This is a genomic window from Moraxella sp. K1664 (assembly GCF_039693965.1).
In the GTDB taxonomy this organism is placed as follows: Bacteria; Pseudomonadota; Gammaproteobacteria; order Pseudomonadales; family Moraxellaceae; genus Moraxella.
In genome coordinates this window covers 243,057-268,182 of sequence record NZ_CP155576.1, presented here as the reverse complement: position 1 = coordinate 268,182, position 25,126 = coordinate 243,057, and the positions used below count along the sequence as shown (strand labels likewise).

General features: G+C 44.8%; 24 protein-coding genes, 1 tRNA gene and 1 other RNA gene. 22 read left to right on the top strand and 4 right to left on the bottom strand.

Annotated features, from left to right (window positions below):
• Positions 1–132: 132 nt before the first annotated feature.
• A complete protein-coding gene (locus tag AAHK14_RS01440) occupies positions 133–1,596 on the bottom strand; it encodes an alpha/beta fold hydrolase (RefSeq protein WP_065255955.1) in 1,464 nt (487 codons plus the stop codon).
• A 113-nt stretch (positions 1,597–1,709) separates the two neighbouring features.
• Between AAHK14_RS01440 and AAHK14_RS01435 the strand changes: the two genes are divergently transcribed.
• The 18 genes from AAHK14_RS01435 to AAHK14_RS01350 all read left to right on the top strand — a co-directional run bounded on the left by AAHK14_RS01435 (position 1,710) and on the right by AAHK14_RS01350 (position 18,685).
• Positions 1,710–1,841, top strand: a complete 132-nt coding sequence (locus tag AAHK14_RS01435) for a hypothetical protein (RefSeq protein ID WP_255518675.1) — start codon at positions 1,710–1,712, stop codon at positions 1,839–1,841.
• 192 nt (positions 1,842–2,033) lie between these two features.
• Positions 2,034–2,729 (top strand): DUF3108 domain-containing protein, encoded by a 696-nt coding sequence (locus AAHK14_RS01430; RefSeq protein WP_065255954.1) that lies wholly within the window; start codon positions 2,034–2,036, stop codon positions 2,727–2,729.
• A 141-nt stretch (positions 2,730–2,870) separates the two neighbouring features.
• Positions 2,871–3,614, top strand: a complete 744-nt coding sequence (gene pyrH, locus AAHK14_RS01425; protein ID WP_029102573.1) for a UMP kinase — start codon at positions 2,871–2,873, stop codon at positions 3,612–3,614.
• Positions 3,615–3,893: 279 nt separating this feature from the next.
• On the top strand, positions 3,894–4,448 hold the full coding sequence (gene frr, locus AAHK14_RS01420; protein WP_065255953.1) for a ribosome recycling factor: 555 nt from the start codon (positions 3,894–3,896) through the stop codon (positions 4,446–4,448).
• 278 nt (positions 4,449–4,726) lie between these two features.
• Positions 4,727–5,479 (top strand): polyprenyl diphosphate synthase, encoded by a 753-nt coding sequence (uppS, locus tag AAHK14_RS01415; protein ID WP_065255952.1) that lies wholly within the window; start codon positions 4,727–4,729, stop codon positions 5,477–5,479.
• A 217-nt stretch (positions 5,480–5,696) separates the two neighbouring features.
• Positions 5,697–5,924, top strand: a complete 228-nt coding sequence (locus AAHK14_RS01410) for a hypothetical protein (RefSeq protein WP_065255951.1) — start codon at positions 5,697–5,699, stop codon at positions 5,922–5,924.
• 73 nt (positions 5,925–5,997) lie between these two features.
• Positions 5,998–6,399: a hypothetical protein gene (locus AAHK14_RS01405; protein WP_194092697.1), complete on the top strand. Its 402-nt coding sequence runs from the start codon at positions 5,998–6,000 to the stop codon at positions 6,397–6,399.
• Between the two features lie 57 nt (positions 6,400–6,456).
• A complete protein-coding gene (locus AAHK14_RS01400; protein WP_065255949.1) occupies positions 6,457–7,287 on the top strand; it encodes a phosphatidate cytidylyltransferase in 831 nt (276 codons plus the stop codon).
• Positions 7,287–8,501 carry a 1-deoxy-D-xylulose-5-phosphate reductoisomerase gene (dxr, locus tag AAHK14_RS01395; protein WP_065255948.1) on the top strand — a complete coding sequence of 405 codons (1,215 nt, stop codon included), beginning with the start codon at positions 7,287–7,289 and terminating at the stop codon, positions 8,499–8,501. Before AAHK14_RS01400 ends, dxr begins: the two co-directional genes overlap by 1 nt.
• A gap of 314 nt (positions 8,502–8,815) precedes the next feature.
• Positions 8,816–10,168: an RIP metalloprotease RseP gene (gene rseP, locus AAHK14_RS01390; protein ID WP_065255947.1), complete on the top strand. Its 1,353-nt coding sequence runs from the start codon at positions 8,816–8,818 to the stop codon at positions 10,166–10,168.
• A 263-nt stretch (positions 10,169–10,431) separates the two neighbouring features.
• On the top strand, positions 10,432–12,825 hold the full coding sequence (gene bamA, locus AAHK14_RS01385) for an outer membrane protein assembly factor BamA (RefSeq protein ID WP_065255946.1): 2,394 nt from the start codon (positions 10,432–10,434) through the stop codon (positions 12,823–12,825).
• A gap of 2 nt (positions 12,826–12,827) precedes the next feature.
• A complete protein-coding gene (gene lpxD, locus AAHK14_RS01380) occupies positions 12,828–13,787 on the top strand; it encodes a UDP-3-O-(3-hydroxymyristoyl)glucosamine N-acyltransferase (protein ID WP_065255945.1) in 960 nt (319 codons plus the stop codon).
• Positions 13,788–13,811: 24 nt separating this feature from the next.
• The gene (gene fabZ, locus AAHK14_RS01375) at positions 13,812–14,330 is read left to right on the top strand and encodes a 3-hydroxyacyl-ACP dehydratase FabZ (RefSeq protein WP_065255944.1); all 519 of its coding nucleotides are present in this window, start codon (positions 13,812–13,814) and stop codon (positions 14,328–14,330) included.
• Positions 14,331–14,343: 13 nt separating this feature from the next.
• Positions 14,344–15,117 carry an acyl-ACP--UDP-N-acetylglucosamine O-acyltransferase gene (lpxA, locus tag AAHK14_RS01370; RefSeq protein WP_065255965.1) on the top strand — a complete coding sequence of 258 codons (774 nt, stop codon included), beginning with the start codon at positions 14,344–14,346 and terminating at the stop codon, positions 15,115–15,117.
• A 203-nt stretch (positions 15,118–15,320) separates the two neighbouring features.
• The gene (locus tag AAHK14_RS01365; protein WP_062499358.1) at positions 15,321–16,835 is read left to right on the top strand and encodes a sodium-dependent transporter; all 1,515 of its coding nucleotides are present in this window, start codon (positions 15,321–15,323) and stop codon (positions 16,833–16,835) included.
• Positions 16,832–16,960, top strand: coding sequence for a methionine/alanine import family NSS transporter small subunit (locus tag AAHK14_RS01360; protein ID WP_078274910.1), 129 nt, complete (start codon positions 16,832–16,834; stop codon positions 16,958–16,960). Before AAHK14_RS01365 ends, AAHK14_RS01360 begins: the two co-directional genes overlap by 4 nt.
• A gap of 265 nt (positions 16,961–17,225) precedes the next feature.
• The gene (locus AAHK14_RS01355; RefSeq protein ID WP_065256690.1) at positions 17,226–17,762 is read left to right on the top strand and encodes a helix-turn-helix domain-containing protein; all 537 of its coding nucleotides are present in this window, start codon (positions 17,226–17,228) and stop codon (positions 17,760–17,762) included.
• Positions 17,735–18,685 carry an IS3 family transposase gene (locus tag AAHK14_RS01350; protein ID WP_115246899.1) on the top strand — a complete coding sequence of 317 codons (951 nt, stop codon included), beginning with the start codon at positions 17,735–17,737 and terminating at the stop codon, positions 18,683–18,685. The genes AAHK14_RS01355 and AAHK14_RS01350 overlap by 28 nt, the downstream gene beginning before the upstream one ends.
• A gap of 66 nt (positions 18,686–18,751) precedes the next feature.
• Here the strand turns inward: AAHK14_RS01350 and nfuA are convergent, their stop codons facing one another.
• On the bottom strand, positions 18,752–19,375 hold the full coding sequence (gene nfuA / locus AAHK14_RS01345) for a Fe-S biogenesis protein NfuA (protein ID WP_065254897.1): 624 nt from the start codon (positions 19,373–19,375) through the stop codon (positions 18,752–18,754).
• Between the two features lie 91 nt (positions 19,376–19,466).
• Between nfuA and AAHK14_RS01340 the strand changes: the two genes are divergently transcribed.
• Complete coding sequence (locus AAHK14_RS01340) at positions 19,467–20,483, top strand: bifunctional nicotinamide-nucleotide adenylyltransferase/Nudix hydroxylase (protein WP_065254896.1); 1,017 nt, start codon at positions 19,467–19,469, stop codon at positions 20,481–20,483.
• A gap of 40 nt (positions 20,484–20,523) precedes the next feature.
• Positions 20,524–21,480, top strand: a complete 957-nt coding sequence (locus AAHK14_RS01335) for a hypothetical protein (protein ID WP_147285322.1) — start codon at positions 20,524–20,526, stop codon at positions 21,478–21,480.
• A gap of 126 nt (positions 21,481–21,606) precedes the next feature.
• Here AAHK14_RS01335 and AAHK14_RS01330 read toward each other — a convergent pair.
• Both AAHK14_RS01330 and ssrS read right to left on the bottom strand, forming a co-directional pair.
• Positions 21,607–21,682, bottom strand: a tRNA-Asn gene (locus AAHK14_RS01330).
• Positions 21,683–21,815: 133 nt separating this feature from the next.
• Positions 21,816–22,006, bottom strand: a non-coding RNA gene (gene ssrS / locus AAHK14_RS01325) — 6S RNA.
• 135 nt (positions 22,007–22,141) lie between these two features.
• Between ssrS and gpmI the strand changes: the two genes are divergently transcribed.
• Together gpmI and AAHK14_RS01315 are read left to right on the top strand one after the other, a co-directional pair.
• Positions 22,142–23,698 carry a 2,3-bisphosphoglycerate-independent phosphoglycerate mutase gene (gpmI, locus tag AAHK14_RS01320; protein ID WP_194092717.1) on the top strand — a complete coding sequence of 519 codons (1,557 nt, stop codon included), beginning with the start codon at positions 22,142–22,144 and terminating at the stop codon, positions 23,696–23,698.
• Entirely contained in the window at positions 23,695–25,092 is a 1,398-nt protein-coding gene (locus AAHK14_RS01315; RefSeq protein ID WP_227713196.1) for a S41 family peptidase, read from the top strand. The genes gpmI and AAHK14_RS01315 overlap by 4 nt, the downstream gene beginning before the upstream one ends.
• Positions 25,093–25,126 lie beyond the last annotated feature (34 nt).

Genomic DNA, 25,126 nt, shown 5'->3' with positions numbered 1-25,126 from the left:
TATCCAAGATACAATCAATGAACTTGATATTTGCCACAGGTTTTGTAGAATTGGTGTTATTAAAGGACGTGTTCAGCACGTCCCTACGTCCACATATCATAGATTTGTCGCAATTTTAAAATCCATAAACCCCTACTCACACAGTATCACTTTTTTATCAAACGTCATTTTTGGATCAAGCAGGTACTTTACCACATAGCCGTCCACGCACGCATTCATGCCCGATAGGCTCACAGTATGACCGTGATTTGGCGTGTAGATGAGCGTATCATCAAAGCGTTTTGCCATATTGACCGCATTGGCAAGTGGTGTGGCAAGGTCATATTTTTGGGCGACAAAAAGCAGGTTTGGCGTGTCGTTTGTGATAAGGTTTTCATCCAAATCATCGGTCGCTTGCCATTGCCAATAGTAGCAAGCGTCCAGATAATCATCATCAGAACGCTTTTTAATATCATCATAACGAGCCTGTTCATCGATGATTTTGGCTTGTTTGATGTACTCGTCTCGGCTAAGTTTGGGGGCGGAGTCGGCACAGTTGATAAGGGATAGAGCATCTTTACTAAACCCTTTTTCGCCAAACTCGGAGATGAGTAACTGAGTGTTAAACTCGCCCGTCTCGCCCCTGTCAAGCTCGCCAAGCATCGTCATCATGTCCGCCCAGTAGGTGCTGTCGTTGATGTTTTCGTTGATAATGGCTAGGATACTTTGGCTGTCTATTTTATCGCCATTTTTGTCGGTTAGGTTTTTGGCAGAAATCTCGGCTAATTTGTTGATAAAAGCGGTGCTTGGGTCTTGGGACTTGTCAAAAATACAGTGGTCTTGGCAGGTTTTGATAAAGGCATCAAAGGCGATTTGGGAGCCTTTGTACTGATTTTTTAAAATGGTAAACAAGGTCTCGCTCGTATCCACCACCCCGTCCGCCACGCCTGCTCGCAAGCGTGTGGGGTAATACTCGGCATATTTGGCGACAAGTTTTGTGCCGTACGAATAGCCCACCATGCTCCACACGTCCACGCCCAGCTGGGTGCGAATGCTGTCTAGGTCTTTGACGACTTCTTTTGAGCTGATAAAGGGCAAAATGTCCGCCCCTGTGTGCTGTATGCAAGCGTCCATATAGGCTTTGGCGTTGGTGTTGCCCTGCTCGTCCGTCTCGTCCACGCCACCGCAGTCTATGGCAGGGGTAGACGGGGCAACCCCACGGGGAGCGTAGCCCAATACGTTAAAATTATCCTTAACTGTCTGCCCATACTCATCAAACAACGTCATACTCATGTCAAGGCTATGACCGCCCGGCCCGCCGTTTAAGAGCAACAGCTCGCCAATGGGATTGCCCTTAGCAGGCAAACGTGTGAGCGGTATGGCAAAGGTTTTGCCATTGGGCTTGGTATAATCCACAGGCACATCGACGGTCGCACATTGTAAGCGTGGCGATGGTGGCAATACAAACCACGATAGATAAGCAGGGCGATAGCAAGAATGCCAAGTGATGTCGCCTTGTTTGGTAGACCCGCTTATAAGATATAGATAAAAGCACAGCACAACCGCAAAGATAAAGGCGAAAAATAAGGCGGTGTATTTAATGATTGATTTTAGCATGAGAATGCACCTAAAAGACCACAAAAATAACAAAATTTTAAAAGTTATATGATAACATAAAATGTAACAAAATATGTATAATGATTAGGGCGTGCCTGCCTTTTGTATTTGCAATGAAAAATGAGGAAAATCGCACGTTTTTCAAGGAAAAGACGCAGGCTGATAGTTATTCTATCAGACAAGTTTTTGACGATGAAAAACAAGATTTAGCCATTTTTCATGCAAAAACGATTGATTTTGCCTAAGATATTTCTAAATTTAATTGTGTTATAAAGGTTCAACACGCCCTAGTTTGCTTTATGATAATGGCAAATAAAATATGGTTTGAGATTGCTCTCACAAAATGCTACAAATCATCACGCCACCGCCCTTGAATTTGTAACAAAAAATGTCAATAATACCCCCATGTTCTTAATTTTAATGTAAAGCGAGTAATCATGACGATTTTTAAAAATTTCCTAAAAACCACCACTATTACAACCGCTATCTTGGCAGGGGCAACTTTATCTGCAAATGCGTCTGATTTATCAGGATTTTCTGCCACTTATGTACTAAAAGCAGATGACAAAAAGGGCACAGCAACACGCACCTTAATTAAAAATGGAGATGATTACCACTATCATGTAAAAGCCAGTGCCGCAGGCGTGGCAAGTGTAAACCAGTCGGCAAGTTTTAGCCTATCCAACGGCAGAATCGTACCATCTAGCTCCAATATGTCGGTGCGAGTGTTGGGCGTGGGACGCACTCATAATATCAAGTTTAATAACTCCGCCAAATCCGTGGTTAGCACGTATAAAGGCAAATCCACCACGCTTAGAATGAACGGACAAGCCTATGATGATTTGAGTTTAGAAACCCAAATCCGTCAAGAACTGATTAACGGTAAGTTTAGTGGAAATTATCATTTGGTTAAGAAAAATGAAATAGAAGCCACCAGATTTAGACGTTCGGGCAGTAGCAAAATCACCGTTCCTGCGGGTACTTATGACGCCATTCGCATTGACCGTGTGCACGATGACAAAGGGCGTGCCACGAGCTTTTGGCTTGCCCCCAGCCTAAATTATCTACCAGTCAAAGTCAGCCAAACCAATGACGGCAAAGTCATTAGTATGGAATTGACTAAGGTGAATTAAAAGTGGGTTCATTAAAAAGTGAATTAAAGACAAATTTAAAATTAAAAAAGGCGGACAGGGTTTCGCCTTTTTTAATTTTACAATATTTGGCAAAATGTGATAAAATTACTTAATTTGTATTTAAATTATAATAGGTGTGCCATGTCAGACATTAACAACCCCAACGACAAAAATCCAAAATTCTCTCGTATCCTACTCAAACTCTCAGGCGAAGCCCTAGCAGGGGGTAAAGACATGGGCATTGATGCGTCCATTCTTGACCAGATGAGCTTGTCTATCGCCCATTTGCGTGGGCTTGGCGTGCAAGTGGGGATTGTCGTTGGCGGTGGTAACTTGTATCGTGGTAGCACCCTCCAAAAAGAAGGGCTTGTCGGACGAGTTACAGGCGACCAAATGGGTATGCTTGCCACCGTGATGAACGGGCTTGCCATGCGTGATGCCCTAGTCCGTCGTAATATCAAATGCCGTCTTATGTCCGCTCTTAACATCGCCACCATTGGCGAGCCGTATTCTAGTCGTGAAGCCATTCGCCACCTAAATAATGGCGAAGTGTGCATTTTTGTGGCAGGTACGGGCAATCCGTTTTTTACCACCGATACGGCGGCGTGTTTGCGTGGGATTGAGATTGAAGCAGGTCTCATCTTAAAGGCAACCAAAGTGGACGGCGTGTATGATAAAGACCCAAGCGTTCATGCCGATGCGGTCAAATACGACAGCCTAACCTTTGACAAAGCCCTAGAAGACAAATTGGGCGTTATGGATTTGACCGCCATTGCCCTATGCCGTGAACACAACGTGCCGTTGCAAGTGTTTGACATGAATAAACCCAATGCTCTATTAAATGTCGTTATGGGCGAAAAAGAAGGTACACGAGTGTATCATTAATTCAATTTTTGGTAGTAGTCTAAAAAGTATGCTGAACTAGGTTTTCCGTTCGCCCTGAGCTTGTCGAAGGGCAGGAAAACCGTTAGGTTTCCCAAGCTCACCACGAACGGTTTTCCTTGTAGCATACTTTTTGAACCAGAGCCCAATTTTTATTGAATTTAAAATTAACTTTAAAAACTGTTAAATCTTGCTTATTATGCCGATTGGTAGGGGCGAATTGCAATTCGCCCTAATGTAACAAAATCAATGTTTAGTAAATATTGCAAATAGGAAACCCTTATGATTAACCAAATCAAAACAGACGGCAAAGCCCGTATGGAAAAAGCCCTTGAAGCCCTAGAAAGTGCGTTTGCCAAACTGCGTACAGGACGAGCTCACCCTGGTATCTTGTCGGGCGTTATGGTCAGCTACTATGGCTCGGATATGCCCCTAAACCAAGTGGCAAGCGTGAACGTAGAAGACAGCCGTACCCTACTTGTACAGCCCTTTGACCGCTCTATGGTGCAAGCGGTGGACAAGGCAATCCGTGAAGCGGATTTGGGGCTTAACCCCATGACCGCAGACGTGATTCGTGTGCCAATGCCAGCTTTGACCGAAGAGACTCGTAAGGATATGCAAAAATTGGCTCGCTCTGATGCCGAGTCTGCCCGTGTGTCGGTGCGTAATATCCGCCGTGATATGCTAGGCGACATCAAAAAACTCGTCAAAGACAAAGAAGCCAGCGAAGATGACGAACGCCGTGCCGAGACCGACATTCAAAAGCTGACCGATGACTTTATCAAAGCAATCGACACTCGCCTTGCCAAAAAAGAAAGCGAGCTTATGGAAGTCTAAGTTATGTCTTTTTAGGGCGTGCCTACCCTTTATATTTGCAATGAAAAATAGGGGAAATCGCACGTTTTTCAAGGAAAAGTCCGCAGTTGATATTAAAATATCAACAAGGAATTTGACGATGAAAAACAAGATTTAACCATTTTTCATGCAAAAACAGTGTTTTATCTCTAAAATATTTTAAACGTTAAATTGTGTTGCAAAGGTTCAGCACGCCCTATATAGGGCGAGCCATTCGCCCTATTTGTATCATTTACCATTGACCAATCCGCCTATCTATCATGCCAAATGCCCCATTACCCCCCATTTTAAACCTGCCCCAACACATCGCCATTATCATGGACGGTAACAACCGCTATGGCAAGGCTCACGCTTTGCAGGCAGGGGCAGGGCATATCAAGGGCAAAGATGCACTTGACCCCATTGTAGAGCATTGTTTGGCACGGGGCATTAAAGTTTTGACGGTGTTTGCTTTTTCATCTGAAAACTGGGCAAGACCACAGCCAGAGGTGGATTTACTCATGCAATTGCTTGAAAACACCATCCATGAGCAACTGCCACGCATGAACAAATACCAAATTCGCCTAAGATTTATCGGCAACAGATCAATATTAAATCCCAACTTACAAGCTCTGATGGCAGATGCTGAAACCCAAACCGCCCATTTTGACAAAATGACGCTTGTCATCGCCATCAGCTACGGCGGACAATGGGACATCGCCTTGGCGTGTCAAAAACTTGCCATACAAGTACAAAATGGAAATCTTGCCCCAAATGACATCAATGCAGACCTTATCGGACAGCATGTCGCACTCTCTGATGTACCATGCGTGGACATGCTCATTCGTACGGGGGGCGAATGGCGTATTTCTAACTTTTTGTTGTGGCAATTGGCTTATGCTGAGCTATTTTTTACCAGCACGTTATGGCCTGATTTTGGGACAGATGAGCTAGATAGGATGATACAAGACTTTGGCAATCGTGAAAGACGTTTTGGTAAAACCAGTGAGCAAGTTCAGAATAATGACAATTAAATAGACTTCCTGCAAAACCCTAAATTAAAGAAAATCGTTCGTGGTGAGCTTGTCAAACCATAACGGTTTTCCGCCACCCGCAGGCATAGCTCAGGGCGAACGGAAAACTAGTTTTGCAGGAAGTTTAATAAAAATCAAGAATAAAATAGCAATGAAAAACCTATTTAAATACGACTTTTTGGATAAAAATAAAGGCATTTAATCGGCATTTTTTAGCATGTCATTTTGTGTATTTATTGCCATTCCAAAATATAATACATTGTTTATTATTGTCTTGGGTGTGATTTGGGCGGTTTTGTTATTTGGTATTTATGCCTTTCTTGATAAATGGTTTTTAAAACAAAATTTTAATCAAAATCAATTAAGTATTTTTAATAAAATAGGTTGGATTATTTATATTATCAGCTTGATGGTGGCGGGTTATTTGGTAATTTGGCAAGATTGATAAATTATTCATAGAGCGTAGGTGCGTATTATGCACCATTGAGTGAAGTGATAAAGCTTAAAAGGAAATTTTTATGAATAAATTGCAAAAAACTTACCGTTATTTATTTAAATTACCCATTAGTGTGCCATTAATTATTCTGTTTTTTATGTTAATGGTAATTGATAAACAAGTACTGGTAATGCTATTAAGAAAAGAAGGGGCGATTTGGATTTCTGTGGCGTTATTGATTGTTTTGGCTTGTGAATTTATTTTTAAAAAAAGTGGTAAAATTTTATTGTACCAATGGACAATTTTCAAACGAGCAATTAGAAAATGCCAACCAAAAGGCGAAATGGGCGGTGTATTTTTCTATTGTGGCATTGGTGTTTTCGTTATTTTATATGCGTTATTTGATAAAAATGGTGGTTTGAGTTTTAAGTATAAGGTGCATATCACGCACCATTTAAAGCACAATGCCAATGGCGGTGTGTAATACGCACCTTATGAGTGTTATATTACTTTTGAGATTATTAAAACTGGAAAACCTTAAATGTGGCAACGAATAAAAACAGCAATCGTACTTGTGATTATCGTGGGTGTGGCGATGTTCACCAGTCGCCAACCCTTTTTGTTTTTGCCACTTTTGACCATAGGCACACTCATTGCCTCCCATGAGTGGACAAAACTCATGCCCAAACTCAAACAGCCTGTCTTATTTATCATGTTATCCCTAGCGATAACGATGATAAGTATCTTTATTTGGCAGACATGGGCGGTGTGGTGGTTACTCTCCTTTGGGATATGGCTGATGGCGACCAAATGGGTGCGTGTGTATCCTGCCCAGGAAAAATGGTACGGTAAACGTCTGTTTTTGATGGGTATCATCATTTTGACCGCCAGTATTACCGCCATATACAGCTTATGGCAAGTATCGCCTTGGTGGCTTATGTATGTATTTTTGCTTGTGTGGTGTGCCGACAGTGGGGCGTATTTTATCGGACGCAAATTTGGCAAACGTAAACTTGCACCCAACGTCTCACCCAATAAATCCATAGAGGGTTTCATCGGTGGCATCATTACCGCAAGTTTTGTGGCGATGGGTGTGGGCTTTGGATTAGAGCTTGGTACGGTGGCACTCATTGCCTTTTTGGGCTTGTCGGGGCTTACGGTGTTGGCAAGTGTGCTGGGCGACTTATTTGAATCGATGTTAAAGAGACGAGCGGGGATTAAGGACTCTGGCAGCATTTTGCCTGGGCATGGTGGGGTGCTTGACCGTATTGACAGTCTGCTGTCTGCCACACCTGTGTTTGCACTTGGGGTGTTGGTACTTGTGTATTTGGGCGTATTGCCTGCACTTGGTGATTTAAAGGGGCTTTTGTGATGACGGCATTGACAACGCCATTGACCGTGCTTGGAGCAACAGGCTCAATCGGCGACAGCACGCTTGACATCGCACGCCACGCAGGGTTGGGTGTGTATGCCTTGTCGGGCTTTGGTCGCTTGGATAAATTATTTGAGCTATGCGTGGAGTTTCGCCCAAGCCGTGTTGGCGTGCCGTCTGATAAGGTGGACGAATTTGCCAAACGCTTAAAATCGGCAAATCTTATGATTGACGTGGTCGGCGGTCAAGACGGCTTGGCGGAGTTGGCAAGCGACAAAGGGGCGGGCAAGGTCGTAGCAGGCATTGTCGGTTCGGCAGGGCTTGGCTCTACCTTATCGGCAGTCAAAGCAGGGCAGACGGTACTACTTGCCAACAAAGAAAGCCTTGTCATGGCAGGCGAGTTGGTCATGAACACCGCACGCACGCACAACGCCACGATTTTGCCCATTGACAGTGAGCATAACGCCATTTTTCAATGTTTGCCAAAGGCGGTGCAGGACGACAACACCGCCATTCATCGCAGTGAATTTGGCATAAAAAAACTGTGGCTGACGGCAAGCGGTGGTGGATTTTTGCACAAATCTTATGATGACATGAAAAACGCCACAGTCGCCCAAGCGGTGTCGCACCCCAACTGGAACATGGGGAGCAAAATCACGGTGGATTCTAACACCATGATGAATAAGGGCTTGGAGCTGATTGAGGCTTGTCATTTGTTTAACCTATCTGACGCTCAGATTGACATTGCCATTCACCCCCAAAGCATCATTCACTCTATGGTGGAATATGTGGACGGCTCTATTTTGGCACAACTTAGTTCACCTGACATGAGAGTACCCATTGCCCATGCTTTGGGATACCCTAATCGCATGGATGGCGGCGTGAAATCATTGAGCTTATTTGACATATCCGCCTTAGAATTTACCCGCCCCGATAAGAACAAATTCAAATCCCTAGACCTTGCCCGTCATGCCATACGGACAGGTACTGGGGCATGTGTTGCCTTAAATGCGTCTAATGAAGTGGCGGTATCGGCATTTTTGGATGGTCGCATTCGCCTAACCGACATCGCCGACACGGTGGAGCGTGTGTTACATGATGATGAATTGGGGGTACAATTTGGCAGACATTTTGATGAGCTTGACGAGATTTTGGCGTTAGATAAACGGGTGCGAGATAGGACGGACGTTTATTTAAGAAAGTTAATGGATTGATTTTAATGGTTTTTTACATTTGAATTAAAATAAATCTCTTTCCAAACTAAAAATAAACCTTTATAAGTATTGGGGTTGAAGTTTTTAAAAATCCACAAAAATCGGGGTTTGGAAAGAAGTCTAATGTATTTTTAAATTTAAATGCGTAGGGGCAATTTATTCGCCCAAATTTACCCAATTATCCAAAATTTTAAAACCAAATCTTTATATTGATTAAAATTACCATTTAAAAATTTTTGAAGGTATTGTAGGGGCAATTTATTCGCCCAAACCAATTTGTTGGCAAAACAAAAAACTAAGAGAACCCAAAAAGCATGACCGCTTTATATTTATTTTTATCCGCCTTGCTTGTCCTTACGCCCCTTGTCGCCTTGCACGAGTGGGGGCATTATATCGTGGCACGGCTGTGCGGAGTTAAGGTTTTGACTTATTCTATCGGTTTTGGTACTCGGCTGTTTGGCTGGACAAGTCCCAAAACAGGCATAGATTATCGCATTTGTGCGATACCGCTTGGCGGATATGTCAAAATGCTGGACGAGCGAGAAGGGGACGTTGCCGAGCATGAGCGACATTTGGCATTTAACAATCAGCACCCCTTAAAGAAAATCGCCATTGTCATCGCAGGGCCGTTGATGAATTTTATCATCGCCATTGGGCTGTTTTTTGTGCTGTTTTTACAACCAAGCGAGCAGTTATCGACCAAAATCGGACGGATTGTGAGCGATAGCCCTGCCCAAGCGAGCGGACTTGTGGTGGGCGAGACGATACACGCCATTGACGGCAAAAATACGCCCACGTGGGAGAGTGTGAATTTTGCCTTAGCTGACCGCATGGGCGAGCGTGGGGCGGTGGTTGTGGCGACCGATAAGGGCAAATATAGCGTGCAGGTCAATGACTTTATGCAAGGGGCGGACAAGGGTAAAGACCCGCTTACCGCCCTTGGCACATTACCTTGGCGACCTGTCATACCGCCTGTGATAGGCTCGCTGGCTGCTGACGGAGCAGGGGCGTTAATGGGGCTAAAAGCAGGCGATAGGATTAGCCACATTGACGGCAAAGAGATAAAAGACTGGCTGACCGCCACCGAGATTATCCAAAATAATCCCGAAAAATCGCTCACGTTTGGCGTTGTCCGAGACGGGCAAAACATGGACATCAAGGTCATGCCAAAAGCGGTCAAGGTGGATAATCGCACGGTTGGGCAAATCGGGGCAAGGGTGCAAGAGACCAAAATTACCGTTCCCGATGATTACAAAATGACGGTAAACCATACGCCCATACAGGCTTTACAAAAATCCTTTATCAAAACTTATGATTTGTCCGTGATGACTATTAAGTCTATGGGCAAGATGATTACAGGGCTGATAGGGCTTGACAACCTATCGGGCCCGATTACCATTGCCGAAGTATCCAAAGACAGTATCCAAATGGGCTGGGAGCAGGTGCTATCTACCGCAGGGCTGATTAGTCTGTCGCTTGCCGTGCTAAATCTGTTGCCGATACCTGTGCTGGACGGTGGGCATTTGGTGTTTTATACTTATGAATTGATAGTGGGTAAGCCCATGAGTGAACGACTACAAATGGCAGGCTTGCAAATGGGTATGTTATTACTGTTTGGCATGATGGTGCTAGCCATTGGTAATGACATCTCACGAATGTTCGGTTAGGGCGAAAATCTAACCACTTGGTAGGGCAATAGAAATGCCAATAAACGCTAAGCATGATTTTTGGTAATAATTGGGCAATATTTAAAGAAAATTTTTAAAAATTTGACAATTTTACTTGCCAAAATTGATTTTTTGGCTTAACTTACACCATATTTTTGATTAATTAACATTTGCCATATTCAATCATCATCAATGCACACTTGTATTTTATCATTATTTTGGTGTTGTTGCTGATGAGTTGAACGACTTTGAGTGAACCTGTTATGCGTACTTCTTTTTTGACAAAAACCTTAACCGCGTCTGTGATGATGGTCATGGTCACTACGGCTCATGCCGATGATGCTGTCAGTGCCATTGAGTTTAGTGGTCTTAGCCGAGTGACCCCCCAAAGTTTGCAAGTGGCACTGCCTTTGGGTGTGGGTCAGGCATTGACATCAGATGCGTTGGCGGACAGCATTCGTGCCTTGTATGCCACCGAGCAGTTCTCAAACGTGCAGGCAGATGTTGATGGTGGGCGTGTGGTGTTTCATGTCGTGGAGCGTCCGATTATCGCTGAGCTAAACTTTGATGGTAATAAACTCATTCCTGATGATGGCTTAAAGCAGGGCTTGGAGAGTACGGGGCTTGCGGTGGGTAGCGTACTAAAACAGGCAACCGTTGCCATCTTAGAGAGTGAGCTTGAAAATCAGTACATCTCACAGGGTTATTATAATGCTGACATTGAAGTCAAGCAAACCAAACTGGACGGCAACCGTGTCAAGCTGGACATTAATTTTGTCGAAGGCAAACCTGCTCGTGTGGTAGACATTAACATCATTGGTAATACCCATTTTAGCGACGAAGAGTTAAAAGATGAGTTCGTGGTCAAGGACAAAAAATGGAACCCACTGTCCAAAGCCGACCGTTATAGCCAAGAAAAGCTCAATGCCAGCCTAGAAAATGTCAAAGCCAAATATCTCAACGATGGTTTTGTGCGAGTGAGCGTGGACAATGCCACCCTAAACATCGATGACGAGAAACAAAAAGTCTTTATTGAAACGACCATTAATGAAGGTCAGCAGTATAAGTTTGGCGACATTCAATTTTTGGGTAATACCACCTATCATACCGATGAGCTAAATGAGCTGGTCAAATTCAAGCAGGGCAATACCTATTCACAAAAAGAGCTCGATGAGACCACCGCCGAGATTTCCAATAAGTTCGGCGATGATGGCTATTATTATGCCCAAATCCGCCCTGTGCCAAGGATTGATGATGAAGCCTTGACAGTAGGTGTGGATTATTATATTGACCCTGTACGTCCTGTCTATGTTCGTCGCATCAACTTTACCGGCAACCTAAAAACCAAAGACGAAGTGCTACGCCGTGAAATGCGTCAGCTCGAAGGGGCGCTCGCATCCAACCAAAAAATTCAGCTCTCCCGTGCCAGACTGATGAGAACGGGTTTCTTTAAAGACGTCAAAGTGGACGTGAGACCTGTACCAAACAGTCCTGACCAAGTGGACATTAATTATACGGTCGAAGAACAGCCATCAGGCTCATCCACCATCGCCGCAGGGTACTCACAAAGTGGCGGTATGACGTTCCAAGTGGATTTGTCGCAGTCCAACTTTATGGGAACAGGTAACCGTGCTAATATGTCATTTAGCCGTTCGGAAACCCGTGATAATTATAGTCTGGGCATGACCGACCCCTATTTTACCGTCAATGGCGTCTCTCAAAGTGTCAATGCCTACTACCGCAAGACCAAATATGACAGTAAAAACATTTCCAACTATGTGCTTGACTCCTATGGCGGTAGTTTGATTTATGGCTATCCGATTGATGAAAAGCAGCGTATCAGTGGTGGTTTTACCGTTGATAAAACCAAAGTGCGTGGCGGACGTTATATGGGTGTTGCCAATGTCAAACAGCTGTTAGAAGATGGTGGTCGGGCAGACATTGATAGTGATGGCACAAGTTTTACCAATGACTACACCACCTATGGCGGGGTGCTTGGATGGAGTTATTCTAGCCTTGACAAGCCCGTATTCCCTACCAAGGGGGTAAGTCATAATGTGGATGTCAATTTGGGTTTTGGCGACCAGACTTTCCAAAAGGTAAACTACCGCCTAAACGCCTATTATCCACTATGGAAAGGCACGGTACTCCGTGGTCATGCACGCTTGGGTTATGGTAATAATTTGCCATTTTATGAAAACTTCTATGCAGGTGGTTATGGCTCGGTGCGTGGCTTTGAAGCATCATCATTAGGGCCATTGTCTCGCTCTTATGCGTGGGCGACAGATGCTCGTAATTACCGCGGTGAAGAAGTGGGTGGTAATGCGTTGGCGACCTTTGGGGCAGAGCTGATTTTGCCGGTGCCGTTTAAAGGTGACTGGGCAGACCAAGTGCGTCCTGTGATTTTCTTTGATGCTGGTCAGGCATTTGACACCACCAATCTTGACAGCGAAAAAATCAACTTAACCCAGCTTGGGGTTGCCAATGACAACCTAACCTACATCGAGCAGGATAAAGAGTTGCGTTATAGTGTGGGAGCGGGCGTGACATGGTACACCCCGATTGGACCGATTTCCATCAGTTATGCCAAACCGTTAAATGAAAAAGAAGGCGACCAAGTAGAAAACGTCCAATTCCAAATCGGTAGCGTATTCTAATCATGATTGATTTGGACAAACTTATCCGTGCCATTGAGCGTTGCCAAACGGTATTAAATAAAGACGCCTTGGCACATCGCCATGTGTCGGTTAGTCGTGTGGCGGATTTGGCAGGTGCCGATAAGGACAGCTTGGCGTTTTTGGCAAAGGCAGGCTATTTGTCTGATTTGGTGGGAACTCGTGCAGGCGTGGTGCTCGTATCAGAGCGATTTGCTGACAAATTACCCGCCCTGCCTGATACCACCGTGATTCTTGTCAAAGATGCCTATTTGGCGTATGCATCCGTGAGTGGGTTATTTGACTATCAAAGCGATAACGGCATTCACTCCACCGCCATCATCTCGCCTAGTGCCATCATCGGCAAAAATGCCAAAATTGGGGCGTATGCCGTCATTGGCGATTTTGTACAAATCGGCGATGACTGTGAGATTGGCTCGCACGTTAGTGTTGCTCACCACTGTGTGATTGGCGATGATGTAGAGATTCATGCTCATGCCAGTATCGGTGCAGACGGTTTTGGTTTTGCCCCAAAAGTGGGGGCGGACGGGCTGGCTTGGCAAAAAATTCATCAGCTTGGGCGTGTCGTTATCGGTCATCGTGTGCGTATCGGTGCCAACACTTGTATTGATAGGGGTGCGGTGGGTGATACCGTGATTGGCGATGATGTGATTATTGATAATTTGGTGCAGATTGCTCATAACGTCCATATCGGGCGTGGCACGGCGATTGCTGCCATGACAGGCATTGCCGGCAGTACGCACATTGGGGCGAACTGTATCATTGGTGGTGCGGTGGGGATAGCAGGGCATTTGCACATTACCGACAATGTCACGCTAACTGGCATGACGATGGTCACAGGCTCTATCAAAGAAGCAGGCTCGTACTCATCAGGCACTACCGCCATGCCGAGCAATGACTGGCGACGTGCGGCGGTCAAGTTTCGCCAAAGCGGACAAAAGTAAATTTTTATTTAAATGGATATATCCATGACAAATTCTACCCTAGACCTAGAACTGATGACCGATGGCGACCACGAACGCTTAACGGCTCAAAACTTGACCTTACCATTTGGCTATTCCGTCATCAAACGGTATCTGCCCCACCGTTATCCTTTTATGCTCATCGACCGTGTTACGGCAGTGTCGGCGGATAATTGGATTACGGGCTACAAAAACATCACGATTAACGAAGAGCTGTTCAACGGTCATTTTCCTGATAATCCTGTCATGCCAGGGGTGCTGATGGTGGAAGCCATGGCACAGTTGTCGGGCATTTTGGGGTTTGTCAGTGCAGGGCAATCGTCCGAAGACGGCTATCTGTATCTGTTTGCAGGCGTGGATAAAGTGCGTTTTAAAAAGCTCGTCAGCACAGGCGATACGCTCGTGATTCGCTCTAAGCTCGTTACCGCCAAACGTGAGATTTATAAATTTGAATGCACCGCTCATGTGGATGGCAAATTAGCGTGTAGTGCCGAGATTATGATTGCCCGTCAAAAGCTGGACTAATGTGGATAGCGTCATGAACATACACCCAACCGCCATCATTGACCCCAGTGCTGTCATACACCCAACCGCTGTGATTGGGGCGTATTGTATCGTGGGTAAAAATACCGTGATTGGCGAAGACACCATTTTAAAATCGCACGTCATCGTGGGCGATAATACAACCATTGGCAAGCGTAACACCATTTTTCAATTTGCCAGCATCGGTGAGATTCCGCAGGATTTAAAATTTAAAGGCGAAACCACTTACCTAGAAGTGGGCGATGACAATACCATTCGGGAGTCTTGTACCTTTCATCGTGGCACGGCAGACGGCGGTAATTTGACCAAAATCGGCAACCACAACCTATTTATGGTAAACACTCACATCGCTCATGATTGCATGGTGGGCGACCACAACGTGCTTGCCAATAATGTGGGCGTGGCAGGTCATGCTCATATTGGTAATTATGTGATTGTCGGTGGGCAGACGGGTGTACATCAGTTCTGTCGGATTGATGACTATGCGATGATTGGCGGGGCGAGCCTGATTTTAAAGGACGTGTGTGCCTTTACCACCGTATCGGGCAACCCATCCACAGTGCATGGGCTAAACAAAGAAGGCATGAGACGAAAAGGGTGGAGCAAAGAAACCATTGAGACGCTAGATAGAGCCTATGACGTGATGTTTCGTTCTGGTAAAATCAAGGCGGACGTGATTGCTGAGCTGTCCACTTGGGTGGCGGATGAGCCAAAAGTGGCGTTGTTTATCGAGTCGCTACAAAACAGCAAGCGTGGACTGATTCGCTGATTTAAGTTTACAAATGTTATCATCAACCCATAATATTTCGTTATGGGTTTTTATTTTTTTATTTATTTGACTTTTTTAATTGATTCAATCAAACTATGCAGGACAAAATATTTTTACAAAATTTAACAGATTTGGCATGACAGATGACAATGGGTAAATTCCCCATTAAAAGGAGTTGCCAAAACATTAAAAAAGGAGCAATTATGTCCACACAACGAGAAAGTTGGTCGGCACGCTCAGGCTTTATTTTGGCGGCGATTGGGTCGGCAGTAGGCTTGGGCAACATTTGGCGTTTCCCTTATGTGTCTTATGAAAATGGCGGTGGGGCGTTTTTCATCCCTTACTTGATTGCCTTGGCAACCGCAGGGTTTCCCTTGCTATTTTTGGATTATGTCGCAGGGCAAAAATACCACGGAGCCCCACCCACGGCTTATCGGCGAATGATTAAATCAAAAGAAATCGTGGGCTGGTGGCAGGTGCTGGTGTGTACGGTCATCGGGATTTATTATGCGTCCGTGTTGTCATGGGCAGGGCAATACACCCTATATGCCTTTGGGCAACAGTGGGGCGATGACCCGCAGACGTTTTTCTTTGAGCATTATCTGCAAAATGGCTCGGGACTAGATTTTGGCATTGTGCCTAGTCTGTTTATCGGGGTGGCCATCGTATGGGCATTGGTGCTGTTCATCATGTATGGCGGTATCCGAAAAGGCGTGGAGCTTGTCAACAAAATCTGTATTCCGCTATTGGTGGTCATGTTTACCATAATGGTGGTGCAAGCAGTGCGACTAAACGGTGCCTCCGAAGGGTTAAATGCCTTTTTTACCCCCAATTGGGAAAAAATGGCTGACCCTAAGGTCTGGCTTGCCGCTTACGGGCACGTCTTTTTCTCAATGTCTATCGGCTTTGGGATTATGGTAACGTACTCATCTTATTTAAAGAAAAATGCCAACCTGACAGGCTCAGGATTGGTGGTGGGTTTTGCTAACTCATCGTTTGAAGTCATGGCAGGTATCGGGATTTTCTCGGTACTGGGCTTTATGGCGGTGCAATCAGGCGTGCCTGTATCAGAAGTGGTGTCGGGCGGTATCGGTTTGGCATTCATCGCTTTTCCAAAAATCATCTCTAGCATGGGCGACGCTGGTACGCTCATCGGCATCTTGTTTTTTGGTTCGCTGTTTGTGGCGGGCGTTACGTCCATGGCAAGTATCTTACAAGTGCCAATCTCAGCGGTCAAGGACAAATTCGGCTGGTCGCATAAAAAAGCAGTTAGCGTGGTCGGTGGTGTATCAGCTCTCATCTCACTTGCCCTGTTTTCTACCAAAACGGCGATTACCTTTGTGGACGTGATTGACCATTTTGCCAATAATATCGGCGTGGTAACAGGGGCGATTTTGTCTATCATTTGGGTAACGTGGTTTAACCGTCCTGTCATGGATAAGCTCATCAACCACATTAACGCCATTTCTAGCGTGAAAGTGGGTAAGGGCTGGGCATTTATGCTGACCATTGTTACGCCCATTTCGCTCATCGTGGCGTTGGTGCTAAGTGTGTTCTCACTCGTTACCAAGGGCTATGACAGTTATGATTTGGCAACTCAACTTATCTTTGGTTGGGGTGTGGTGGCAGTGTTTGCGGTGGGTTCGTTCCTATTGACCAAAGCACCTGCCCACGCCACACATCATCAGCACAAATCCATAGAAGGAGAAAACGCATGAACGGTACCGCATTAGCAGTCATGGTGGTGGCTTTGTCTATCGTTTGGGGTGGGTTGATTTTATCCATCATTCACTTAACCAAAAATCCTGATATTGACATGGATAAAGTGCCAAGCGACCATTAAAGCAAAAAACGGCAATGATAAGTTGCCGTTTTTTTGGGTGTATTTATTTAACATAATCTATTTTTATTTTTTAAAATTTGGGTATTTGGGGGTGTGTAGTAGGGGGGTAAGGTGCGTCCCACGCACCTTTTTAAATAGAAATCTTATTGGTGCGTATTACGCACCTTACGTCTATTGGCGTATTTTGAAGTTAAATGATTATAAAAAGGGCAAATTCTGAACCGCACCCCAAAAGTTAGACACACTAACCTTTGGGGTGCTTTTTATGGCAAAATACACAACCGACTTTAAACTGTCTGTGATTGGGTATTATCTTAATCATCATGGCTACAAACAAACCGCCAAACACTTTAATCTAAACCACACAACCGTAGAGCTATGGGTTAAACTCTATCAAGCACATGGCATTGATGGCATAAAAAGACGACACACAAAGGCTGTCTATGACACAGATTTTAAGCTTAATGCCGTTCAAGCCATACAACAGGGCAAATCGCTTACACAACTTGCCATAGAGCTTAATCTGCCACAACCTTCTTTACTGTCAACTTGGTTAAAGTCCTACCAAGCCTTTGGTATAATGGGACTAATACCCAAACCCAAAGGCAAAAAAGCAATGTCAAACAAACACAACGCTAATAAAACCAAATCAACTTGGAAAACCAAACAAGACCACGAAAAAAGTGTGGATGATTTGCTTGATGAACTTGCCTATCTTAGAGCAGAGAATGACTATCTAAAAAAGCTAGATGCCTTAATTCGTCAAAAGGAACAATCAGTACAAACAAAGAACAAGTCCTGATCATCCAAGAATTAAGGCATAAGCACAAACTTGCTGACTTATTGGCAGTGTCAAACTTGCCAAGAAGTGTGTTTTATTACCACATTCGTCAAAGTACAAAGCCTGACAAAGACCTTGACTTAAAAGAACACATTAACCACATCTACCACCAACACAAGGGCAGGTATGGTTATCGTAGAATCACATCAGAGCTTAACAATCAGCTTGCCCAAAAAGGCATGGTCATTAATCATAAACGAGTGCAACGACTGATGGCTAAACTTGGACTCAAAGCATTGGTTCGTCGTCAACGTAAGTTTAATACTTACAAAGGCACAATGGGCAAAGATACCATTCAGGACAATATACTCAAAAGAGACTTTAAAGCAGACAAACCCAATCAAAAGTGGGCAACAGACATCACAGAGTTTAAAGTACAAGACAAGGCAAATGATGGCAGTGTCATTCAAAGAAAACTCTACCTATCGCCCATCATCGACTTGTTTAATGGTGAGATTGTCAGTTATACGATGAAGGACAGACCAACGTATGAGTTGGTCAAAGAGATGTTAAATGATGCCCTATCCAAGCTAAGCCAAGAAAAGATGGATGACAAACCCATCATTCATTCAGACCAAGGCTGGCACTATCAAATGCACCAGTATCAACAAACCCTAAAAGAACAAGGCTTAACCCAAAGCATGTCAAGAAAAGGCAATTGTTTGGATAATGCTGTGATAGAGAGCTTCTTTGGTACGCTAAAACAAGAGATATTTTATGAGACAACCACATTTACATCAACAGATGAACTTAAACAAGTGATTGATGAGTACATACACTACTACAATCATGATAGAATAAAGAGCAAATTAAAAGGACTAAGTCCTGTTAAGTACAGAAACTTAGTCCAATTAGGGTTAATACAACCACTTGCAACAACCTAACCTTTAATCTTATGTCTAAGATTTGGGGGTCGGTTCAATTCATGCCCTTTTATCTTTTTTAACCAATCATTTATAATACGCATTTTCCGTCTTAGTGTGGTCGGTTTCGTCAATGACTTGGGTCAGCTCGGGAATTTGTTGTTTTAGCTGAACTTCCACGCCTTGACGCAAGGTAACGTCCACCGCACTGCACCCTTGACAGCCACCGCCGAATTTTAGCACGGCGGTTTTGCCTGCATCATCTTCGATAACTTCCAAAAGCTCCACATGACCGCCATGGCTGGCAAGTTGGGGGTTAATCTCGGCTTGTAGCACATAAGTAATCCGTTCTTCAATGCTGGCATTTTCGCCCACTTGGGGGACTTTTGAGTTGGGGGCTCTAAATGTAAGCTGACCGCCAAAACGGTCTTTGTTATAGTCAATCACCGCATCATGCAGATAAGGAATGCTCGGTGCGTCAATGTGAGCGACAAATTTGTCATAAGGAATTTGCAAATCGTCTTCATCAATCTCATCGGGCTGGCAGTAGCTCATACAGCACTCGGCTCGGGGCGTGCCTGCGTGTTCCACAAAAATACGCACGCCAATGCCGTCCACTTCTTGTTTGGCAAGCAGTTCCGCCAGATAGTCTTGGGCGTTGGGCGTGATGATGATGTTACTGCTTAAAGGTTCGTTTTGTAAATCGCTCATGGTAAAAACTCAATAATAAAGATAAATCTATGCTTTTATGGTAACATAATCGCTTTTATCAAGTCTAATTTTTTAAATAATGAGATTTAACATGGCTCAATTTGATTATTTGGTATTTATCGGGCGGTTTCAGCCGTTTCATCATGGGCATGAATTTGTCGTGCGTGAAGCCCTAAACCGTGCCAAAACCGTCATCATGCTCATCGGTTCGGCAAATAGCCCACGCACCATCAAAAATCCGTTTAGCTTTGATGAACGTGAAAGCATGATTTTAAAAGCCTTTGATAATGACACAGCCGACAGCGAGCGTATCATTTGTATGCCCATTGATGACACGCTCTATAATGACCACAAATGGCTCCAAAACGTCCAACAAGCGGTCTCGTTTATCACCCAAAACGAACCTGCCAAGATTGGTATCATCGGGCATACCAAGGATGACAGTTCGTATTATTTGTCGTTATTTCCTGATTGGGGTTTTGTTGAGTTGCCCAGTTTTGAAAATTTGTCTGCCACACCGCTAAGACGGGCGTATTTTTTAGATGAACGTCTAAAAAATGGCGATGATTGGCAAGATAAAATGCCTGCCCCGAGCGTGGCTTTTTTACAAAAATTTGCCCAAACGGACGATTTTACTCATCTGCAACGTGAATACCGCCATGTCTTAGATTATCAAAAAGCATGGCAGTCCGCTCCGTATCCACCTGTGTTTGTTACGGCGGACGCTTTGGCGGTGCAGGCAGGTCATGTGCTACTCATTGAGCGTGGGGGCGAGTATGGGCGTGGGCTGTATGCGTTGGCGGGCGGATTTTTGGATAAAGATGAAAGCCTGCTTGACTGTGCGTTACGTGAATTACAAGAAGAGACTGGGCTTATCATCAGCCCAAGCACTCTAAAAGCAAGCCATGCCTTTGACGCTCCGAACCGTTCGGCTCGTGGACGGACGGTAACAACGGTGTTTTATTTTGAACTGACAGGCGATAAGCTCCCCGATGTGGCAGGGGGCGATGATGCCAGTCGGGCGTTTTGGCTACCGCTTGGCGAGCTTGACGGGCGTATGATGTTTGAAGACCATTATAGCGTGATAACTAAGATGTTGGGGTTGTAGGGGTGCTTCGATGAGATGGTTGCTTTGCTTGATGATGTTTATGAGTGTTTGTGTTCATGCAAACAGTTACCCAAATGCTGATGAGCTGATTGGCTGTTTAAAACACGACAAACAAGCCAATCAGAGCATGATGTGTCTTTTGCCCAATCAGCGTGTGATGATAAGTGCGATGGGCATGGTAGCGTTTGGCGGTTATCGGCTCGTGGGTGATGTGATGTCTATTGAGATGGACAAGCCTTCTGTATTTGCCGTGATGAGTAGGCATAATCGTTATCAAGACGGCACACGTCTTCATATCAAGGGGCGAAGTGATGAAGATGGTTTTTTATTGCAAATTAATGATGATGAGCCAAATTACGTCTCTGGTGGTCATGCTTATTTGTGTCATGGTAATGATGTCAATACCTTGAAGTTTTATGCTGACATGAATGAAGTGGGTAAAGATGGTGGGAAGTACCAAGAGAGGTATGCATGGCAAAATGCTGTTCCGAGCGGTCATAATGACATCATTGTCATGTATAGCACCAAACGAGAGCGATTTAGCCAAAGTTTTAGTTATAAGTTGATGGCTGATAATGGGCGGATTTATTTCATACAAGATGGGGTGGATGAGACAGTAGGGCGAGCGTATCTTAGTCGTGATGAGAGCGAGCTTGATTTTATTGATGAGTATTTTGATGATAACGGCAATCCCATTGTGGAAAAATTAAACGACCCTAATTTTATCCTGTTAAATGGGTTTAACCAAATAGACATCCTAATGAGTGATGATGAGTCGCATGGGTGGGATTTGGATGTGTTTGATTATCATGTAGATGGTGATTATTATACGGTTAAGCCTGAGCATTCATCTGAATTTTATGCCAAAGATGATAAAATCTATCGGTATCATTGGGTATCAAACCAACCCAGCAAGACGGCAAAGACAGACATGGCTAAGTATCAAGATATCCGTCAAGGGCGATGGCAGTGCCAAGCAATCGCAAATGATTGGTGATGGGATGGGGTGTGGGCATGATGGTGTGGTTTTTATCATCATGCCCATGATATCAAGCAAATAATGACATAACCAAAAGCGAAAAAGCAAAAACCCTTTTCCAAAACAGAAAAGGGTTTTTAAATATGGCTCCCCAACCTGGGCTCGAACCAGGGACACACGGATTAACAGTCCGATGCTCTACCGACTGAGCTATTGGGGAATAACTTGTCGTATCAAGTGATTGCGTATTATATAGATTTTTGACAACTTGTCAAGAAATTTTTTAAAAAATGATAAAAATTTTAATATTAAAAATATTTTTGTTTAAAATCAATATTTTAAAAGTATAAAAATAAAAAACCGAAACACCGCTGTCAAGTGTTGCCCATGAACCAAGTAGTTCAAGGCGGGTAAATCTTTGCTGTTTTAGGTTTCCCGATACATCAGATGATGCGGGCATACACACCACAGCAAACAGTCATTACCCTGTAAGTGTGATTATCGGCTCAGGTGTATTCTCAACTGGCGAGTGTTTCAGTACTTTTATTATACGATGATTTTATAAAAATTTCAAGATTTAAATGGTTTTTACCGTGCCGAAAAGGGCGATTTTATGCTAAAATGGGCAATGTTTTATTGTTTTTACTTCATTATTTTTGATTTATAAAAAGGCGTTATCATGAAAAAAATCCCTTATGTTTTGATGATTTTAGATGGTGTTGGACACCGAGAAGACCCACGAGACAATGCTGTCTATGCCGCCAAGAAACCCAATTTGGATGCACTCATGGCAAGCTGTCCACATGGTCTTATCTCAGGTTCAGGGCAGGATGTTGGATTACCTGATGGTCAATTTGGCAATTCAGAGGTTGGGCATATGAATTTGGGGGCAGGACGGATTTTGTACCAAGATTCTACCCGTATCATGAACGACATCAGCTCGGGCGAATTTTTTAATAATGACGTGCTCATCAAAGCGGTCAAGGACACGATAGACAACGAAGGGGCGGTGCATGTTTTGGGCTTGCTCTCTGATGGCGGGGTTCATGCTCATATTGACCACATTAAGGCGACCGCCAAACTTGCCGTAGAGCAGGGGGCAAGCCAAGTGTTCGTTCATGCGTTTTTGGACGGGCGAGACACCCCACCAAAATCGGCAGACGGCTATGTGGCGGATTTGGAGCAGTATTTGGCAAATCTTAGCCAAGAGTTTGATGTCGAAGCCAAAATCGCAAGCTGTATCGGACGCTTTTTTGCCATGGATAGGGATAAGCGGTGGGATAGGGTGGAGCAGGCGTACGACCTGATGACCCAAGCCAAGGCGGTGCGTGAAGCGGACAGTGCCAGCCATGCCATAGAGCTTGCTTATGCAGCAGATGAGACGGATGAATTTGTACAGGCGACAATCATTGATGATAATGGTGTGATAGCAGATAATGACGGTGTGATTTTTGTCAATTTTCGTGCAGACCGTGCCAGACAGATGAGTCAGGTCTTTGTTGATGGCGATTTTGACGGCTTTAAACGCAAGATGACACCTAAATTATCCGCCTTTGTCATGATGACCAAATATTCAGACCAATTGGCAAACAATCCTACAACAGCGGTTGCTTATCAGCCAACGAGCCTTAGCAATACACTGGGTGAGTATTTACAAAATCATGGCAAAACCCAGCTTCGCATTGCCGAAACCGAAAAATACGCTCACGTTACTTTCTTTTTTAGTGGCGGGCGTGAAGAGCTGTATGACGGCGAAAAACGCATTTTGGTAAATAGCCCTGATGTCAAAACCTATGATGGAAAGCCCGAGATGAGTGCTTTTGAAGTAACTGACAAGCTAAAAGAAGCGATATTATCAGGCGAGTTTGACGTGGTCATCATCAACTACGCCAATGGCGACATGGTGGGGCATACGGGCGTGTTTGATGCGGCGGTCAAGGCGGTAGAAGCGGTGGATACCTGTATTGGCGAGATAGTCGGTGCGGTGCGTGAGATGAACGGTCATCTGCTCATCACCGCCGACCACGGCAACTGCGAGCAAATGCAAGACTACGAAAGCGGACAGGTGCATACTCAGCACACGACCGAATTTGTGCCGTTTATCTATGTGGGCGACAAACAGGTGAGCGTGCGGACAGGCGGACGACTGTGTGATGTCGCTCCGACTATTTTGCACCTGATGGGTATGCAAAAACCTGCCGAGATGACGGGTGAGAGCCTATTGGTGGATGTATGAAACTGACCACAACCTTACTGGTGAGTATGATGGTATTATCGCTGAGCGTGTCAATCAGCCATGCCAAGCCGTCTCATCTTATCAGCACGCCCATCAATAAAGTGGCAAATCTACTCGGCTTTGGCGATGATGTGCAAGCTGACAGCGGTCTGGATGTTGAAGCAGAGACAGGCGAGCAGACGGATGCCCAAGACCCGACAAGCCCAACACTTGATGCCTTAGAGAGTAAGCCCAATACACTACATGGCATAGAAGGGCTACATCAGGGGCGTGTGCCACTGGGGGCGGTGTCGCCAAACACCCTAAAAACCTTTGTGTCGGTGGTGGATTTGGTGCGTCGTGACTATGTCGAAGAAGTCAGCGATGAGAAGCTCTTTGAAAATGCCATGAGTGGCATGCTGACAGGGCTAGACAGCCATGCGGAGTTCTTGGATAAAGACGCCTTTGCCAATCTACAATCATTCACCGCAGGCAACGTGGCGAACATCGGGCTGTCAGCGGTATGGCAGGATGATGAGAGTCATTGGGTCATTACCAGTGTTCATGAAGACTCATCTGCCAAACGTGCTGGCGTAAAAGTGGGAGACTATCTACACCAAGTGGGTGAGACCAAACTGGATGAGAGTCACAGTGAAAATGATGTCAAACAGTTATTAAATGGCATTGCTGGCACACAGGTGGATATTGTGGTGTCTCATGCGGGGCGTAGCAAAAGACGACTTACCGCTCAGCGTAATGAAGTGTTAAAAAGCAATGTAGAGACTGCCATCGTTGGGGGTGTGGTTATCATTAAACTGCCCGTGTTTCAAAACAACACCCGTCAGCAGATTTTGGAGAGTTTGGGGCAGGCGGGCGTGCCAATCACAGGGGTGATATTGGACGTACGAAACAACCCCGGTGGGGTCTTAGAGTCGGCAGGGGCGGTGGCATCGCTGTTTATGCGTAACCAGACATTGGTGCAAGTGGCAGGGCGACAGGGGGTAGAGCGAGAGCTAAGAACTGAAGGCTCGCCACTGCTCATTGATTTGCCAGTGATGATACTACAAAACCGCTACTCGGCATCGGCTGCCGAAGTGTTAGCCAGTAGCTTGCAGTCGCAAAAACGAGCCTTGATAGTCGGTGAGACGAGCTATGGCAAAGGTTCGGTACAGTCGGTTATTCCCATAGGCGATGGACAAGCGGTTAAGATGACCACCGCCCACTATCTGACCGCTGATGGTCAGCGTATTGATGGGGTGGGGGTTGTGCCTGATGTGGCATTTGATGATTCTGATGAATTGGCATCAACCATGATGGCAATACCAAGCGATGCGTGGCTGTCACAAGCACTTATTTTGATGGATGGGGCAAAATTAGAAACAGGAGTGGACTTTGCACCTGTGGGTGGATTTTAAGAGATGACTTAAAAAGATAGCACTTAAAAAAAGG